The sequence below is a fragment of the Marinospirillum perlucidum genome, assembly GCF_003336805.1.
Classification (GTDB): domain Bacteria; phylum Pseudomonadota; class Gammaproteobacteria; order Pseudomonadales; family Halomonadaceae; genus Marinospirillum; species Marinospirillum perlucidum.
The window spans coordinates 106,423-122,277 of sequence record NZ_QFWJ01000007.1; the positions used below are offsets into that span (position 1 = coordinate 106,423).

The window sequence follows — 15,855 nt, forward strand, 5'->3', positions numbered from 1 at the left end:
TCCTTGAAACAGGTTGGGGGTCTTACCAGTCGTAACGCAGACCTACTGTGGTGATGCTCTTGTCACCGAGAGACATGGCTTCCTTATCATTACCCATGGCGAATTCAGCATAGGTACGTAGAGAACTGGAGAACTTGTAGTTGGCACCCAAAGCCAGATCCATACCGGACTCATTGCTGTCATCGACCATGGAGACAAGGCCGTAGATGTCACCCATGCCGTAGCCATAGGCCGCAGAAGCACCCAAGTGCAGGTAATCACCAGAGCTTTCAACCAGAGCAGAAGCAGTCAGGGCATCCATGGAATAGGTGGCTTGAGCGCCAATGATGGGATCGCTGTCGGCACCACCATCCAGTTCTTCAATATTCTGGTCGAATGCTAGAGCCAGGCTCAGGTTTTCACCAGCAGAAAATTGGCCATAGGCTTGCAGACCCCAGGCTTCGTCCGCTGTAGCTGTTTCAGGTGCATGCTTGGCAGAAAGACCAAACTGCATGCCACCCAGGTCCGCTGTTTCAAACGCAAGGGTGTCACCACGGGCGTTGGTGGAGCCGGAGTTGAACGCACGGTAACCAGCGTTCTCCATTACATCCAGAACGCTGGAAGTGGCCTGGTAGTAGATGGAGTCAAAGTTACCCACAGTTACTTTACCAAAGCTGCCTTCAAAGCCGGCATAGGTATTGCGCAGGTCATCAAATACATCGTTACCCTTGCTGGGGCGTTGACGCTCATCACCATTAAAGCGGAATTCAGCGCGTGCAAAGGCTTCCAGATCTTCACTGATCTGATCGCTGGCCTTGAAGCCGATACGAGAGCCGTTGTCTTCAATGCCGTTGGTGCCATCATCGCTTTGCAGCATCAGGTTGATACGGCCATACATATCAACCTTGGTGCTGTCGGTTTCAGCGATAGTAGCTGCTTGGGCAGAGGTTGCGCCCAGAGTAGTGATAACTGCAGCGGCGATCAGTGTTTTTTTCATCATCATTTTCCTTTTTACTTGCTTAGGGGAGATCGTGAAAAAGAGTGAACGACCAAGTGTTGCACTCAACTCAGGAAGCAAATTAGCAAGGCCAGATGACAGTCAGGCTGCAGAAAAATGACGTTCGTATGAAATTGCGATCAAGGTAATCAAGGAATGGGCAGGCAATAAAAAACCCCGGCCAAGGGCCGGGGTTTAAGATCACCTTGAACTTGAAAGTTCAGGCTTACCAGTTGTAGTTGGCGCCTACTGTTACAGTAGAATAGTCACCAATATTGGATACTGTGTCGTTGCCTTGAGCATACTCACCAAACAGGTAGAAGTTGTCGCTCAGGCCGTAGTTGGCACCAGCAGCCAGATCCAGGCCAGTCTCGCTGCTGTCGTCAGCGTAGGATACCAGACCGTAGACGTCACCGGCACCATAGTTGAAACTACCGCCCAGGTTAACGATCATTGCATCTTCAACAGTTTCGACCACCGCGAAGGCGCCAACGGCATCAGCAGAGTAGTTCACGCTTGCAGCCATGATTGGATCTACAGCAAAGCCGTAAATGTCTTCATTGTTTTGGTCGAAAGCGACACCCAGAGATAGGGCATCGGAAAGTGCATAGGTAGCACCTAGTTGGACGTTCCAGAGCTCATCGCCATTATCAACTGCAGAAGGGTAAGATTTGGTTCCAGTAGTTGCATTAGTATCTTCAGCATAGTGACGCAGGCCAACAAAAGCTTTGAAGCCACTCATATCGACGGTTTCGTAAGCCAGAGAGAAGCCGCCGCCTTTGCCGAACTCTACGCTACCGGCAGAAGTAGTAATTTCACCATCAAAAGAACGGTAGCCATTCATTTCCATGATGTCGGCAGTGCCGGCTACAGTGGTGTAGTAAACAGAATCAAAGTTACCAGCGGTTACTTTACCGAAACCACCTTCAACACCTACGTAGCTGTAACGAACAGTAGGGGCAGTGGTGTTAGTGTAGCCAGCGTTAAAACGGAACTCTGCGTTAGCAAAGGCGTTAATGTCTTCGTTGATCTGGCTTTCACCACTGAAACCGAAACGGGAGCCGTTGTCCTGAATCTGGTTAACACCGTCTGCATTATGCAGTTGCAGAACTACTTTACCGTAGGTAGAGAAGCTACCAGTTTCTGTTTCGTTCAGAGTAACTGCAGCTTGAGCGGTGCCTACAGACAGGGCTGCAATTGAAGCGGCAATGAGAGTTTTTTTCATGGATTTTCCTTCCTGTTTCATTTTGCTCAGTGGGTTGATTATCTTGCCTAGTGGCAAAAATTCAATAAGTTCTTTTGCTGACTCGAAAATATATTGGGCTTTTTTACTGGCTACTGCAAGTGGCTTTTTTATTTGGCTATAGCTTAGCCTTATAGAAAAACTTCAAGTCGCAGCGATTGGCAGATTTTACCCGTTTACTTATCAAGTGCAAATGATAAATGTAATCATTCTTTCTTGATATGGCTATAATATCTTCCTGTCAAAGCTCATCCAATCTACCTGCAGGGGTCATGCCAAGTTTTCACTTTCATGCCAGCAGTATGTCACAATGGTGACGCTTACAGCTTTTTCAAGCCCTGCTGTTGTCGCTTTTTTTTCTGTTGAGGAGATAAAAAAATGCCGTGGATTCAAGTGTGTAGAGATGATGAGCTGGATGAGGGCCAATTCCGGATTGCAGAAACTGAAGATGGTGAGGAGATCCTGGTTGCCCGAGCAGAGGGTGAACTGCATGCCGTGATTAATGAGTGCTCTCATGATCACCGTGGCTTTGACGGGGGCTGTATTGAAGCAGACTTGCTGATTTGTCCCCGTCATGGTGCACGTTTTTGCCTGCGTAATGGTAAAGCCCTGACACCACCAGCCTATACAGATATAGAAACCTATCCGGTCAAGGTGGAAGAAGGGCTGATTTGGGTTGAGGCTGACTAATTGATAGTGTTCAAGTGGTGTGCAATCCCAGTTCACCGCCCAGTTTTTGCAACTGAAACTGATTGAATTCGCCCGGGGTGCTTAGAAGTTGCACCAATCTGGCGCGCTGGGTGGTTTGTGAAGAATAGATTTCCACTTTTTGCCCTTCACGAAAGGGTAAGAGAGGCGTGATGACACTGGCTGGTGTACCGAGAATTCTGAGCTCGGGGATTAAAAATCCAGGCAGGTAGCTCAAAGGTTCTCCTACCTTGATCAAGGGTTTGATCGCACAGGGCTGCATCCTGCTGGGAAGCAGCTCGACCCCCAGCTGGTGACCTTCATCAGCTTGGCGTACCCAGCGGATAACAGCGGGTTGCCAGGGGCTTCCAGCCTTGTCCTGTAAAGCAATCATTTCACCGGTAGCCAGTTGTGCCGGGGCTTTTCCCGGCCAGTACAGGCAGTACCCGGTAGCACTGGTGTTGACCAGTTCCAGCGTATAAACGGGATAGCGCTTGTTAAATTCGTCTTCCACCGAGGTGCTGAGATTACTGGTTTCCAGTTCTACCACCTTTAGGTAGCCATAGCTTTCATTTTCTGCTGCATCGGGAGCAACTGACCAGGGATCATCGCTGGGCGGGTTGTCCTCTTGTTTACGAGTTTTATTCCCGCCGGCTGTCCATTCTTCAAAGGGCTTACGTCCACTAAGATGAAAATGCACGCTGCGCATGCCCAGAACCAGGGAGATGTTCCCCGAAGCCTCCAGGCGTGGGGCATTGCGATCTGAACCGGTATTAAACAGGGTTTGCAGATGCTGCAGAAGACGATTCCCCAGTGCTGCCGACTGGCTTTGTATTTGCCGGTTGAGCAGATCACTGATGGGCTGGGCGTTGAGACCGAAGTCCTGATCGCTGTTAATCTGAGCATCAGACCAGGCTGGACGGGGGCGGTAGTGTTGGCTGGCCAAAACCTGGAACTGGGCTTCAGGGGAGGTGGCTGCAGTGATTTTAAGCAGGGGAGCCCAAATAGCCAGGAGAGGGTAGAGTTGGGCCAGTTCGTCACTGCGCAGACCTTCCGCCTGAATCAGGCCCAGAAGAAGGGCGCGAAAGTAAGCTTGTTCACAGTTTCTGGGCGCCTTGTCTCGGACCGGCCGCTCCTGAAGGCGGCTTTGGCAGGCCAGGCGATATAGAAAGTAGAGTTCTTTCCAGGTTTTATCCGGTGTTGAAGTGCCCAGGCGGCAGGCTCTTAGAATCAGTTCGCTGGTCTGTTGCAGCGCCTGATAGAGAGCTTCCAGCAGACTCGGCCCGAGAATGCTGGAGGGAAGCTGTTCGCGACTTTGGAGAAGGTCATTAACACTGCGTTTATAGCCTTGCCCCAGCAGTATTTGCAGCGCCTGGGCGGCTTCTGCAGCCTGGTTCTGATGGGTGATTTCCAGTTGCTGACAGACTTTGTCGACCCAGGGGGCCAGACTTGTTAGCCATTCCAGGCGTCTGGGAGCAGACATCTTCAGGCGATTGAATTCATCCAGAAAAGTAGACAGCGATTGATAGCTGGCTTGCGGATGAGCCAGGGGGAGTTGATCCAGCCAAGTCTTTAATGCTTCCAGACGGAGTTCGCAGCAGCTGAGCTGATCGCGGCTTAGCTCAGGAAAATCCAGGGGCAGCAGACTCATATTCTTCTCTTCTTAAAATGACCATCCCAGGGGAGTTTTACTGGGTCGATCTGGAAACTCCCTGACCAGGCGGGGAACCAGATAGCCCGGTAAACGTGCCAGTAGTTGCTGGTAAAGCTGTTGGGCCGCAGTGTCTTCCAGGGCAAAATGTGCAGCCCCTTCAACCGGATCAAACGCATGTAAATAATAGGGTAAAACCTTCAGACTAAACAGCTTTTCAGAAAGCTCGGCCAGAATTTCCGGATCATCATTGACCCCCCGCAATAAGACACTTTGATTAAACAGGGTAACACCTATCCCCCGCAAGTCTGCCAGAGCTGCCTCTAAAGATGTATCTATTTCATTGGGATGATTGATGTGAATCACCATCACCTTGTCCAGACGCCCGCTACTCAGCCAGTCCAGCAGGCGGGTATCTACCCGTGAAGGCAGCACAACGGGCAGGCGAGTATGGATTCTCAGGCGCTTCAGGTGGGGGATGCTTTCCAGCTTTTTGACAACACTGGCCAGTCGCTTGTCTGAAGTCGCCAGAGGGTCACCACCGGAGAGGATGACTTCATTAATTCGAGAGTCCCGGTTCAGGTAGTCAAGAATCCTGTCCAGGGCTTCCTGGCCGAGGCTATTCTCGGCATAAGGAAAATGGCGGCGAAAACAATAGCGGCAATTCACTGCACAGCTACCCGCTAGAGTCAGCAGCACTCGCGAAGAATACTTATGGATCAGACCCGGCAAGGGGTTGGCCGAGGCCTCTTCCAGAGGGTCCTGGGTGAATCCCGGCCAATGTTGGGTTTCCCGGGACTGGGGTAGGACCTGGAGCAGGAGAGGATCCTTCGGGTCTCCCTTTTGCATACGCTGGATAAAGGGGCGAGGTACCAGTGTCTGAAAAAGCTGATGGCCTGCCTGCAAGCCCTCGGCAGGGGTGTCCAGTGTCTGAGGGTCCAGGCCAACTTCCCGGCATAATTCCAGAGGATCGCGAATGGCCTGGCGCAATTCAGTCACCCACAAAGGGGGAGAAGGCGGATTTTCCGCTAGAGCTAAGTGGTTACTGGCCTGGGTTTTGGGTATCATTGGCGACCGGTTTTTTTAGTTTTTCGACAATTTCAGAGAAAGATAACTATGGCGAACGTTGCAACCAACGAATTCAAGGGTGGCCTGAAGGTCATGCTGGATAGCGACCCCTGCTCCATGATTGATGTAGAGCATATCAAACCTGGCAAGGGCCAGGCATTTACTCGGGTTAAATATCGCAACCTGATGACGGGCCGCGTGGGTGAAAAGACCTTCAAGTCCGGTGAAAATGTGGAAGTGGCTGATGTTCTGGAAATCGACATGGAATTCCTCTACTCCGATGGCGAATTCTGGCACTTCATGAAGACTGACGGCTCCTTCGAGCAGCTGGGTGCCGATGAAAAAGCTCTGGGCGACACTCACAAGTGGCTGAAAGAGCAGGAAGTCTACACGGTGACCCTCTACAACGGCGCTCCCATCAGTGTGACCCCACCTAACTTTATCGAACTGGAAGTGACCGAAACCGATCCGGGTCTCAAGGGTGATACAGCTCAGGGTGGCTCCAAGCCGGCAACTCTTTCAACGGGTGCTGTGGTCAGGGTTCCTCTGTTTATCAATGAAGGCGAAAAGCTGAAGATCGATACGCGTACAGGCGAATACGTCAGTCGAGCCTGAGTTGAGCCCCGCGATGGATTGGCAACCGGGCACGGATCTGGCCAGGCTGGAGTTACGTGCCCGCTATCTTGCCGCAACCCGCGACTTTTTCGCCAGCCGAGGGGTGATGGAAGTCACCACCCCCTTGGTCGGGCGAGCCGGAGCCACCGACCCCTGGCTGGATTCCCTGCAGTTGGAGGGTGTGGGCCCGGAAACCGGAATCCCCTTCTATCTACAGACCTCCCCTGAATTCTATATGAAACGCCTGCTAGCTGCGGGAAGTGGCCCTATTTATCAACTGGGCCCCTGTTTTCGAAAAGGTGAGGTCAGTTGGCGACATAATCCGGAATTCTGGATGCTGGAGTGGTACCGGCCAGGTTGGACTCTGGACGAACTCTGCCAGGAAACCTGCGCTCTGGTTGATCAACTCCTGGGCCCTGAGCCCTATCACACCCTCAGTTATAAACAAGCTTTTTTGGATGTTCTTGATCTGCATCCCTTTGCGGCCAGTTTGGACGAACTGCGTCAGGCCAGTCATGCCTGTTCCGGAATAGAGGCGCAAAGCCTGGATCGTGATGGTTGTCTGGATCTACTTATCAGTCATCAAGTGGAACCGGCACTCAAGGCCCGGGGGCGGGTCCTGGTTCGCGATTTTCCTGCCAGTCAGGCCGCCCTGGCTGAAGTTACCCAGGATGATGAAGGCTATCCGATAGCCCGGCGTTTTGAACTCTACGTAGAGGGCATCGAGCTGGCCAATGCTTACCAGGAACTGACTGCCCACGAGGAACAAGCGCGGCGCTTTACCGCGGATAACGAACAGCGCAGGCAACTGGGCAAGCCCCAGGTGACCGAAGACCGGCAGCTGTTGGCTGCTTTGCAAGCCGGTTTGCCCCCCACCAGCGGTATTGCACTTGGGTTTGACCGGCTGCTGATGCTGGCTGCCGGAGCCGCCAGCCTGGATGAAGTCCAGCCGTTTAGTTATCAGCGTTGTTGATAGGCTTCCCGGCAGGGTGGGGCTCTTGTTTCAGTTGTTCTTCCAAAAGTCGGCTGACCCGCTCGGGAGAGCCGGTATTTCTGGCCAGCAGATTATAGGTCAGAGGAACAACGATCAGCGTTAGTAACGTCGCCAGCGCCACCCCGGAAAAAATCACCAGACCGATAGCCTGGCGGCTTTCAGAGCCTGCTCCCGATGCCAGTAGTAGCGGTAGACTACCGATCAGGGTAGTGAGTGAGGTCATCAGGATAGGGCGCAAACGCCTGAGAGCGGCCTCTACCAGGGCTTCTGCAAAGCCCAGTCCCTGATCGCGTAACTGATTGGCAAACTCCACGATCAAAATCCCATTTTTGGCCACCAGCCCGATCAGCATAATCATGGCTAATTGGGTATAGAGATTCAGGGTCACTCCAGTGACGGCCAAACCCAGGATGGCACCGGCCAGTCCCAGGGGGACGGTCAGCAGAATCACCAGGGGGTGGATAAAACTTTCAAACTGGGCAGCCAGCACCAGATAAACCACCAGCAGGGCGAGTAGAAAAATAATCTCGATGGCTGTGCCGCTTTCCCGATATTCACGGGATTCCCCCTTGTAATCAATCACGGCATATTCCGGTAACAACTCGGCTGCTTTCTGATCCAGAAAGGCCAGGGCTTCGCCCAGGGAATAGTCTTCACTCAAAGAAGCCGACAGCGTAATCGCACGATGGCGATTATAGTGGGGCAGTCGTGCCGCCTCGCCTTGTTCACTAAAGGTCACCAGGTTGTCCAGGCGAATCAGCTGGTTGCGATCGGACATGATCTTTAATCTGCCCAGATCTTCGGGTGATTCCAGCTGCGAAGGCTGGCCGACCAGCCAGACATCATATTCCCGCCCTCTTTCTTCAAAGCGCGTCAGATTGATGCCGCCCAGCATCACCTCCATCATTTCGCCCAGCGCAGCGGCAGAAACGCCCAGGTTAGCCGCTCGCTCACGATCCAGTTGGGCGATCAGCTGGGGCTGGGTTTGGGAAAAATCGATTTCGGTGCCAACCAATCCCGGATTGGCATCGGCTTCGGCTTGAAGTTGTTCAGCCCAGCCGAGTACCTCCTGGTAATCACTGCCCCCCACCACAAATTCCACCGGGGTTCCCGAACCGCCGCCCCCGAGGGCAGAGCGAACCCTTGGGAAGATGACGACATCGGGAATACCGGCCACTCGCTCGCGAATTTCCTGGAGGACGGTAAAGACCGAATCCGGGCGTTCCTCCCAGGGGTGGAGATTAAGGATCAGAAAACCCGAGTTATCCCCCTGGGTGGACCAGCCAGGGGAGCGCAGGGTGATGTTGTTCAGGTTGGGGCCTTCCAGCAGGGGTAGAAGAGCGGCCTCCACTTCAGTCATGGCGGTCTGCATGCGTTCGGCGCTGGCCCCTTCCTGACCTTTGACAAAGACAAAGACCGAGCCGGTATCCTCCTGGGGAGCAAAACTACGTGGTAGTTGGGTAAAGCCCCAGCCGGTTATTCCTAAAGCGATCAGGAGTAGAACAGCCGCCAGATAACGGTGTTTGAGTCCCCAGAGCAATAGCTGCTGATAGCCTCCTTCAAGCCGACTCAGGCCGCGGTGAACCAGGCGTTTGTTTTCCTGGCGGGAGTGAGGCCTGAGCCATTGGGAGCAGAGCACCGGGGCCAGGGTCAGGGCAATCAGGCTGGAAAAAGCCACGGCAGCAGCCAGGGTCAGGGCATACTCACGGAAAAATTGCCCCAGCGTGCCTTCCAGAAAAACCAGGGGAATAAAGGTGGCCAAGAGCACCAGGGTGGTGGCGACCACGGCAAAGGCCACTTCCCTGATTCCCTTCCAGGCTGCCACCAGCGGAGTTTCCCCTGCATCCAGATGGCGATGGATGTTTTCCAGCACAACCAGGGCATCATCCACTACCAGACCGATGGCCAAGACCAGAGCCATAAGTGTCATCAGGTTCAGGGTGAAGCCAAACAGGGCCAGACCAATAAAGGCCGAAATCAGGGCCACGGGTACCGTGATGGCGGGGATCAGCGTGGCCCTGGGACTGCCCAGAAAAAGGTAGATCACCAGAATGACCAGTAGCAGGGCCACTCCCAGCGTTAGATAGACTTCTTCCAGGGCACTTTTGATAAACAGGGAGGCATCATAGGAGGTATTGAGCTGCATGCCTTCGGGTAAAAAGGGGCGCAGTTTATCCAGCTCGGCCCTGACTGCAGCCACCACCTCCAAGGGGTTAGCGGTCGAGAGGGGTTCGATGGCCAACCCCAGCACGTTACGACCGTTAGAGCGGAACAGCTGTTGGGTTTCCTCGGCACCCGTGTCGATCCGGGCCAGATCACCCAGGCGAATCGGGCCTTCTGCTTCCTGGCGGATCACCAGGCGGCGGAAGTCTTCCGGCGTATTATAGGCTCGCGGCAGGTGAATCTGCAGCGTGCGCTGCGGGCCTTCCAGCTCCCCGGCGCGGATTTGCAGGTTTTCCTGGCGCAGGGCCTGAGTCACCTGGCCGACGGTCACCTGCCGGGCATTGAGAGCCGCCGGGTCCAATTCAATACGCATGACATATTTTTGTTCGCCCAGTAAACGGACATTGCTGACCCCGGAAACCAGACTCAGGCGTTCCTGTAGCGTACGGCTGGCATAACCGGTTAACTCCAGGGTGGTCATGCGATCACTGCCCAGCAGAATATACAGCAAGGCATCACCGCCCGCCCCGCGTTTACGCACCTGAGGAGTGCCTGCCGCATCGGGTAACTCCCGGCTGACCCGTGACAGGGCTTCACGAACGTCATTGGCAGCCTGATCCAGATCGCGGTTGTCGGCAAAGGTGATTTCGATACGGGAAACACCCCGGGCCGAGTTGGAATCGATGTATTCGATGCCTTCGATTCCCGAGAGTTGGTCTTCCAGCGGATTGGTCAGCTGCAGTTCGATCACCTCGGGCGAGGCCCCGTCCATGTAGGTCATGACGCTGATTTCAGGGCGATCCACCTCGGGGTACTGGCGCAGAGGTAATTGTTGCCAGGCCATAAAGCCGAAAATCAGCAGCAAAAAACTGATCACCAGGGCAAAGACCGGGCGTCTTAGGGCTGTTTCGGAAAGCTTCACTGCGCGGCCTCTTCTGTCTCCTGCGGGACTAAGCGGACACCTTCACGCACCTTGACCACCCCCTGATCGACAATCCATTGACCGGCTTCCAGACCGGCTGTGATTTCCAATTGTTCCGAGCGGATCAGGCCCGTCTCCACCGTCTGGCGTCTGGCCAGACCTTCATCGTCACGCAGGTAAACGGCCTTTTCATCAGCACTGTAGGTCAGACTACGCGCGGGAATCATCAAGGCCTGGCGAGGCTGGGTGGCCAGGGTGAGATTAGCCAGCATCCCGGGTCTGAGGCGCTGCTCGGGGTTATTGATGCGGGCACGAACGGCCAGTTGACGGGTTTGTGGATCCAGGCGGGTGGCCACGGATATCACCTGCCCTGCAAATTCCTCTTCCGGCCAGGCGGGAACCCGCGCGGTGATCGTTTGGCCGGGGGCAACCTGAGCCAGATGCTTTTCCGCCAGAGCAAAATCCACCTGCATGGAGCTGAGATCATCCAGGGTGGTGAGTTCCTGGCCGGCATCTATCAGCATGCCGGATGTCCAGTCAAACTGGCCTAGAAAACCGCTGAAAGGTGCCCGGATCTGATAATCTTCCAGTTGGGTTGCTGCTGCCTGAAAGCGAGCTTTGGCAATGGCCACGGCCGCTATCTGGCTATCCAGTTGATCCTGTGACAGCGACTGGCTGGCATGCAGGCGTTGGTAGCGTTGCAGCAATCGTTGATCTTCCTGCAGTTGCACCCGCGCCTCTTCATGGTTGGCACGGGCCAGACGATCATCCAGTTGGATCAGCAGGGCACCTGCTTCAATGAAGTCCCCGGATTGGTGGGTAATGCGAGTGATACGTCCACTGGCTTGACTACGCAGTTGCTGGGATTGTCCGGCTTCGAGTCCGGCAGTGGCATAGAGCTGTTCACTGATCACCTGGCGGGTCACCTGGGTCAGGGTCACAGAGACTTCGCGGCCACTCGCCTGAAGTCCCTGGCTGGCGAGCAGCAGGATCAACAAGGCAAGGTATCCGGCGGAAACAGGTTTGCGGTTCACTTTTTTTTCCTTAGGGAGCCTCTGATAAACGTAATGAGCGCAGTTTAGACAAGGCGAAATTGAACGAGAAAGCGGAGTTTACAAGTAGTAAATGAGCATTTCGAGGCCAATTTCAACGCAGGATAAACAAGCGCAATAGTTAATAGAGGTTTCCTTAGCGTAGTGTAAATATTTCCTGGTGATAGGCATCACCAGCCAACCCCTGGTGGATAAAATCTCTGCGCAGCTGTTTGCTGAACTCTGCCGGACCACAATACCAGATACTGGCTGCTTTCCATTCGGGTTGTGCCTGGCGGATTTTTTCCGGTGTTAGGCGATCTTCCTGTGATGTCCTCGTCAGGTGTAACTGAACACCGGCCGCTTCAGCCTTGGTAACTAATTCCCGCAGAGATTCTGGATCTTCGTCACGGGTGACATAAAAAAGATCCACTGCCTGTTGTCGGTTGGGCTGTTTTGCCAGTTGCTGCAGACGTGCAAGAAAAGGAGTAATGCCGATACCTGCAGCGATCCAGATTTGCCGGGATGCCCGATCTTCAAAATCAAAACAGCCATAGGGGCCTTCCACGGTTACCGGCATGCCTTCATGCAACCAGGCTGGCAGTTGACGCGTCCAGTCACCTCTTTCCTTGACCCTAAAGGTCAGCTCAGGTTCCCCGGGATTCCAGGCTGAAGCTAGAGTGTAGGGGTGGGCGCCTTCGTTGGTATTCGAGGTAACAAAAGCAAATTGTCCGGCTTGGTGGCCCGGCCACTGATCCTGAATCCGGATTGTGGCTTCCAGTACCGCCGTTTCCTGAAAAAGACGCAGCCCGATGATTTCACCTTTAAATTGACGTTTGCGCCCGACTCGACCGAAGAGCACCCAGAGAGCACTGAAGCTACCGACCAGGAGCAAGGCAGCCAGCACCCAGCCGATTGGTTGCAGCCAATAGTCGGTCTGGGTCAGTATCAGGCTGTGATAGACAAAAACCAGATACAGCCCGGCTAGCAGTTTGTGGGTCTTGCGAAAAAGGCGATAGGGAAACAGCTGAATCAAGGCCAGCAGTAGCAGAACCGCCAAGGTATAGAAGGCGACTTCGCCCAGTGATTCTGCCAGACCGCGCTGACTATTGAGCCATTCGACCAGAGGCGCCGGATCGGCTTCCCTGGGCGGGCGGCGCTCAGGTCGCTCCAGCCAGCCCCAACCGACCATCCATTTGCTGCCCAGGGCCCACCACCAGTGGGCCACAACCAGAATCAGACCACCAATACCCAGCCATTTATGCAGACGGTACATCTTGTCGAGTCCGCCCAGGGGTTTCTCCACCCAGGCTGGCCGGATCGCCAGAAACATGCCCAGGGACATCATGCCCATCCCCAGGATGCCGGAATACTGCACGAAAACGTGTCGGAAAGAAAAATAGGTCAAGGGCTGGGGAAGAAATGTATCAGCCAGGAGCCACAGACCGGTCAGGGTCACCAGAAAAGCAATAAACGTCCATTGAATTTTCTTCACAGGTCTTCTCCTTGTGGGTTTTTGGACTAACAAGTCTTGTTAGCCTAATCCCGACCTGTATCAAAACAATGTCAGACCTGTAAGAAGAGTTTTGAGCTGGGCTGGGGGCGACCATGCAGATAGCCCTGAACACTGTCACAGCCATGCTGGATCAGGAAGTTCTGTTGCTTGAAGGTTTCCACACCTTCGGCCAGCACCTCGATTTCTAGACTTTTGCCCAGACCGATAATCGCCAGAATGATGGCTTCATCCTTGGGGTTTTTATCAATATCGCGCACAAAGCTGCGGTCGATTTTCAAGCGATCCAGCGGCATATATTTGAGGCGATCAAAGGAAGAGTAGCCGGTACCAAAATCATCCAAAGCCAGACGATAGCCAGCCAGGCGCAGGGATTTCAGCTGCTTGAATGCAAAATCCGGGTCCTGGTGCAAAAGGGTCTCGGTGATTTCCAGTTCCAGGTATTTGCGGCTCAGATCATAGGCATCAACAATGGTATTGAGCTGATCGATAAAGTCCGATTGTAAAAGTTGCTGCGGCGAAATATTAATCGCCACACAGGGCACCTGGATTCCGTCTTCCAGCCAGAGCGCGATCTGCTGGCAAGCCATGTCAATTACCTGCCAGCCCAGGGGAACAATCAATTGGGTCTCTTCGGCCAGGGCAATGAATTGATCCGGTGGAATCAGGCCCTGGGTGGGGTGTTGCCAGCGAACCAGGGCTTCAAAACCGCAAAGGCTCAGGTCATCAAGACGATGCTGGGGCTGGTAAAAGAGGGTCAGTTGTCGAGTGTTCAGCGCCTGACGCAAATCCTGCTCCAGCTCAAAGTACTGCTGGGCCAGTTCGGTCTGGCTGGATTGATAGACCTGGTAGCGGTTTTTACCGGTCGCCTTGGCCTGGTGCAGAGCGGTATCCGCATTGCGAATCAGGGTGTTGGCATCGCGTGAATTGACCGAACTGAACGCAATACCGACGCTGGCAGTAATCTGCAATTGCATGCCCGCAGCCTGAATCGGTTCTGCCGTGATTTTAAGCAGACGCTCGGCCAGAGCCAAGCTGGAGGTTTTATTCTCCTGCTCGGTCAAGTGGTGCAGCAGAATAAATTCATCGCCGCCCATGCGGTAGAGTTCGGCAGAACTGGCAAACTCCTGCATCCAGCGCGCAGCCAGCTCGATTAACAGGCTGTCGCCGGTTAAATGGCCGAGACTGTCATTGATCATCTTGAAGCGATCCAGACCGATAAACATCAAAGCCAGACGTGATTGGTCCTGGTGAAAGGAAAGATCCAATTCCTGCTCCAGACGTAGTCGATTGGGCAGGCCGGTCAGGGGATCATGTTCCGCCTGAAAGGCCAGATTGCGGGTCTGTTCGCGAACCCGGTAGGCCAGGCTGGTTTCGCGGTTATGCATCCCCAGAATGACAGTGGAAATCAGGGCACTTACCAGAACCAGCAGACTTTGGAATTGCAGTAGATTGACGCCCGGATTAAGGGCCTTGTAGGTTTGGCCGCCGGTGACCTCCAAATACCATTCCTGTTGGGCAAAAGTAAAGCTGAATCCGGATTGATAGAGCGGGGTCAGGCGCTGCTGACTGGATTGATAAAAAGCCTCTTCACTACCGGACTCCCAGATTTTGACCTGGACACCGTGCAAATCACTCAGGCGTAAAGCACTTTCAAGCATTTGATTAACCGTAAAGACCCCGACCATAAAACCGGCCAACTGCTTCTGACTGGTTAATACACTGGAGGAGGTCGATTCGGCATTGAGAAAGACGGGCTGCAAAATCAGTAATCCCGGTTCATCGGGTGCCTGGGTTAGATTCAGTATCTCGGTGGCCAGGGCGCGACCGGTTTCTCTGGCTTGAAGTACCCAGCGGCGTCGGTCTTCCAGGGAGAGAAGGTTGAACCCCAGTGCCGCCTGATTGCTTTCCAGGGGCTCGACAAATTGCACGGGAATCAAAGGATCTTCGGGTTGCAGGGATTCGCCATAGACGGCGTAGCTTGGATAATCCAACAATTCACGCGTCAGGGTTTCGAAATGCTCGCGGTTTTCCTGGTCGATGACCGGATCCCAAGAGTAGGCCCGGACAGAGGCATTACGGGCAAAAATCTCCTGGGTCACCTGGTGGAAATTGCCTGGTGATAAACCGCGGTTCTGGATGAACAGACTTTCCAGACTACGCAGATCGGCAAGATTTTGCTGGTAGATTCTATTCAGGTTGGCATGAAAGATATCCAGATCACGGGAAAAGTTGCTCTGTAATTGCTTGTCGACCTGAAGCAGATAAATGTGATTAGCCGTCAGAATGGAAAAAAGAGCGCCAGCAAAAAGAAGAATGACCCGGCGATAGAGGCGGGTCGTGGTTTTTTCGTGGCGTGGAGTAAGGATGGCCAGAATCATGGGCGTGACCAGAAGAACACCGAAACTATCCCCGAGCCACCAGGTTAGCCAGTCCGTTAGCAGACCGGCGCTGCCTTCCTGGGGTGAGAGCCAGTAGACTGCTGGAGCTCCCAGGCAGGCATTGATTAAGGAAACACCAAAGCCGACGACGACGATAAATTTGAGAACCTGGTTTTCGCCTTTCAAAGCCAGGGGGTTGCCAACCTTATTGATCACCAGCCAGGTGCCAACTCCAGCCTGAAGGGTGACCCCCACAGCAACAATAAATGCGGTCAGAAAAAGTTCGGGGGTCAGGGCATCCAGTTGCCAGCCGGTCGGATGCAGAAGATTGAAAAGCAGACTTCCCAAGCCTGCACCGGGGAGATAGCGGTAGCCCAGCTGGATACCCGCAGCCAAAGCAATACCCGCTGGTATCCAGAACGGAAGTATTTGCGAGTGGATACCTGAGCCGCTGACACTGATGCCGGCCAGTAAATAGGTCAGTGCCAGAAGCAGAATGCCAGTGGAAAGCTGCAGCGTCCGTTTAGCCAAGCTGTTTCTTCCTTTTACCTTCAAAGATACTGGTCTGTAAAAAAATATTTCTGTCACGAGACTAACGGTTTCCGCAGGCG

At 53.8% G+C, this 15,855-nt stretch carries 11 protein-coding genes; 3 read left to right on the forward strand and 8 right to left on the reverse strand.

What is annotated here, in order from left to right; genetic code table 11:
• Positions 1 to 22: 22 nt before the first annotated feature.
• Positions 23 to 976 carry a porin gene (locus tag DFK18_RS10245; RefSeq protein WP_162299758.1) on the reverse strand — a complete coding sequence of 318 codons (954 nt, stop codon included), beginning with the start codon at positions 974 to 976 and terminating at the stop codon, positions 23 to 25.
• Positions 977 to 1,202: 226 nt separating this feature from the next.
• Positions 1,203 to 2,201 carry a porin gene (locus DFK18_RS10250; protein ID WP_162299759.1) on the reverse strand — a complete coding sequence of 333 codons (999 nt, stop codon included), beginning with the start codon at positions 2,199 to 2,201 and terminating at the stop codon, positions 1,203 to 1,205.
• A gap of 396 nt (positions 2,202 to 2,597) precedes the next feature.
• Between DFK18_RS10250 and DFK18_RS10255 the strand changes: the two genes are divergently transcribed.
• Positions 2,598 to 2,909 carry a Rieske (2Fe-2S) protein gene (locus DFK18_RS10255; RefSeq protein ID WP_114418166.1) on the forward strand — a complete coding sequence of 104 codons (312 nt, stop codon included), beginning with the start codon at positions 2,598 to 2,600 and terminating at the stop codon, positions 2,907 to 2,909.
• 10 nt (positions 2,910 to 2,919) lie between these two features.
• Here the strand turns inward: DFK18_RS10255 and DFK18_RS10260 are convergent, their stop codons facing one another.
• Together DFK18_RS10260 and epmB are read right to left on the reverse strand one after the other, a co-directional pair.
• On the reverse strand, positions 2,920 to 4,557 hold the full coding sequence (locus DFK18_RS10260) for a hypothetical protein (RefSeq protein WP_114418167.1): 1,638 nt from the start codon (positions 4,555 to 4,557) through the stop codon (positions 2,920 to 2,922).
• Between the two features lie 12 nt (positions 4,558 to 4,569).
• On the reverse strand, positions 4,570 to 5,625 hold the full coding sequence (gene epmB, locus DFK18_RS10265; protein ID WP_114418168.1) for an EF-P beta-lysylation protein EpmB: 1,056 nt from the start codon (positions 5,623 to 5,625) through the stop codon (positions 4,570 to 4,572).
• Positions 5,626 to 5,673: 48 nt separating this feature from the next.
• On the opposite strand from epmB, the gene efp reads away from it, so the two are divergent.
• Both efp and epmA read left to right on the forward strand, forming a co-directional pair.
• The gene (efp, locus tag DFK18_RS10270; protein WP_114418169.1) at positions 5,674 to 6,240 is read left to right on the forward strand and encodes an elongation factor P; all 567 of its coding nucleotides are present in this window, start codon (positions 5,674 to 5,676) and stop codon (positions 6,238 to 6,240) included.
• A gap of 13 nt (positions 6,241 to 6,253) precedes the next feature.
• On the forward strand, positions 6,254 to 7,213 hold the full coding sequence (gene epmA / locus DFK18_RS10275; protein ID WP_114418170.1) for an EF-P lysine aminoacylase EpmA: 960 nt from the start codon (positions 6,254 to 6,256) through the stop codon (positions 7,211 to 7,213).
• Here the strand turns inward: epmA and DFK18_RS10280 are convergent.
• From DFK18_RS10280 to DFK18_RS10295, 4 genes are all read right to left on the reverse strand, one after another.
• Positions 7,194 to 10,319, reverse strand: coding sequence for an efflux RND transporter permease subunit (locus tag DFK18_RS10280; RefSeq protein ID WP_114418171.1), 3,126 nt, complete (start codon positions 10,317 to 10,319; stop codon positions 7,194 to 7,196). The genes epmA and DFK18_RS10280 overlap by 20 nt on opposite strands.
• On the reverse strand, positions 10,316 to 11,353 hold the full coding sequence (locus DFK18_RS10285) for an efflux RND transporter periplasmic adaptor subunit (protein WP_162299760.1): 1,038 nt from the start codon (positions 11,351 to 11,353) through the stop codon (positions 10,316 to 10,318). The genes DFK18_RS10280 and DFK18_RS10285 overlap by 4 nt, the downstream gene beginning before the upstream one ends.
• 154 nt (positions 11,354 to 11,507) lie before the next feature.
• Positions 11,508 to 12,845 (reverse strand): ferredoxin reductase family protein, encoded by a 1,338-nt coding sequence (locus DFK18_RS10290; RefSeq protein WP_114418173.1) that lies wholly within the window; start codon positions 12,843 to 12,845, stop codon positions 11,508 to 11,510.
• Between the two features lie 71 nt (positions 12,846 to 12,916).
• Entirely contained in the window at positions 12,917 to 15,775 is a 2,859-nt protein-coding gene (locus DFK18_RS10295) for a bifunctional diguanylate cyclase/phosphodiesterase (RefSeq protein WP_162299761.1), read from the reverse strand.
• Between the last annotated feature and the right edge of the window lie 80 nt (positions 15,776 to 15,855).

Bases quoted from the DNA above. Each gene is read 5' to 3' on its own strand.
- epmA (WP_114418170.1), top strand. From the start codon at position 6,254: ATGGATTGGCAACCGGGCACGGATCTGGCCAGGCTGGAGTTACGTGCC.
- DFK18_RS10255 (WP_114418166.1), top strand. From the start codon at position 2,598: ATGCCGTGGATTCAAGTGTGTAGAGATGATGAGCTGGATGAGGGCCAA.
- DFK18_RS10245 (WP_162299758.1), bottom strand. From the start codon at position 976: ATGAAAAAAACACTGATCGCCGCTGCAGTTATCACTACTCTGGGCGCA.
- DFK18_RS10250 (WP_162299759.1), bottom strand. From the start codon at position 2,201: ATGAAAAAAACTCTCATTGCCGCTTCAATTGCAGCCCTGTCTGTAGGC.
- efp (WP_114418169.1), top strand. From the start codon at position 5,674: ATGGCGAACGTTGCAACCAACGAATTCAAGGGTGGCCTGAAGGTCATG.
- DFK18_RS10260 (WP_114418167.1), bottom strand. From the start codon at position 4,557: ATGAGTCTGCTGCCCCTGGATTTTCCTGAGCTAAGCCGCGATCAGCTC.
- epmB (WP_114418168.1), bottom strand. From the start codon at position 5,625: ATGATACCCAAAACCCAGGCCAGTAACCACTTAGCTCTAGCGGAAAAT.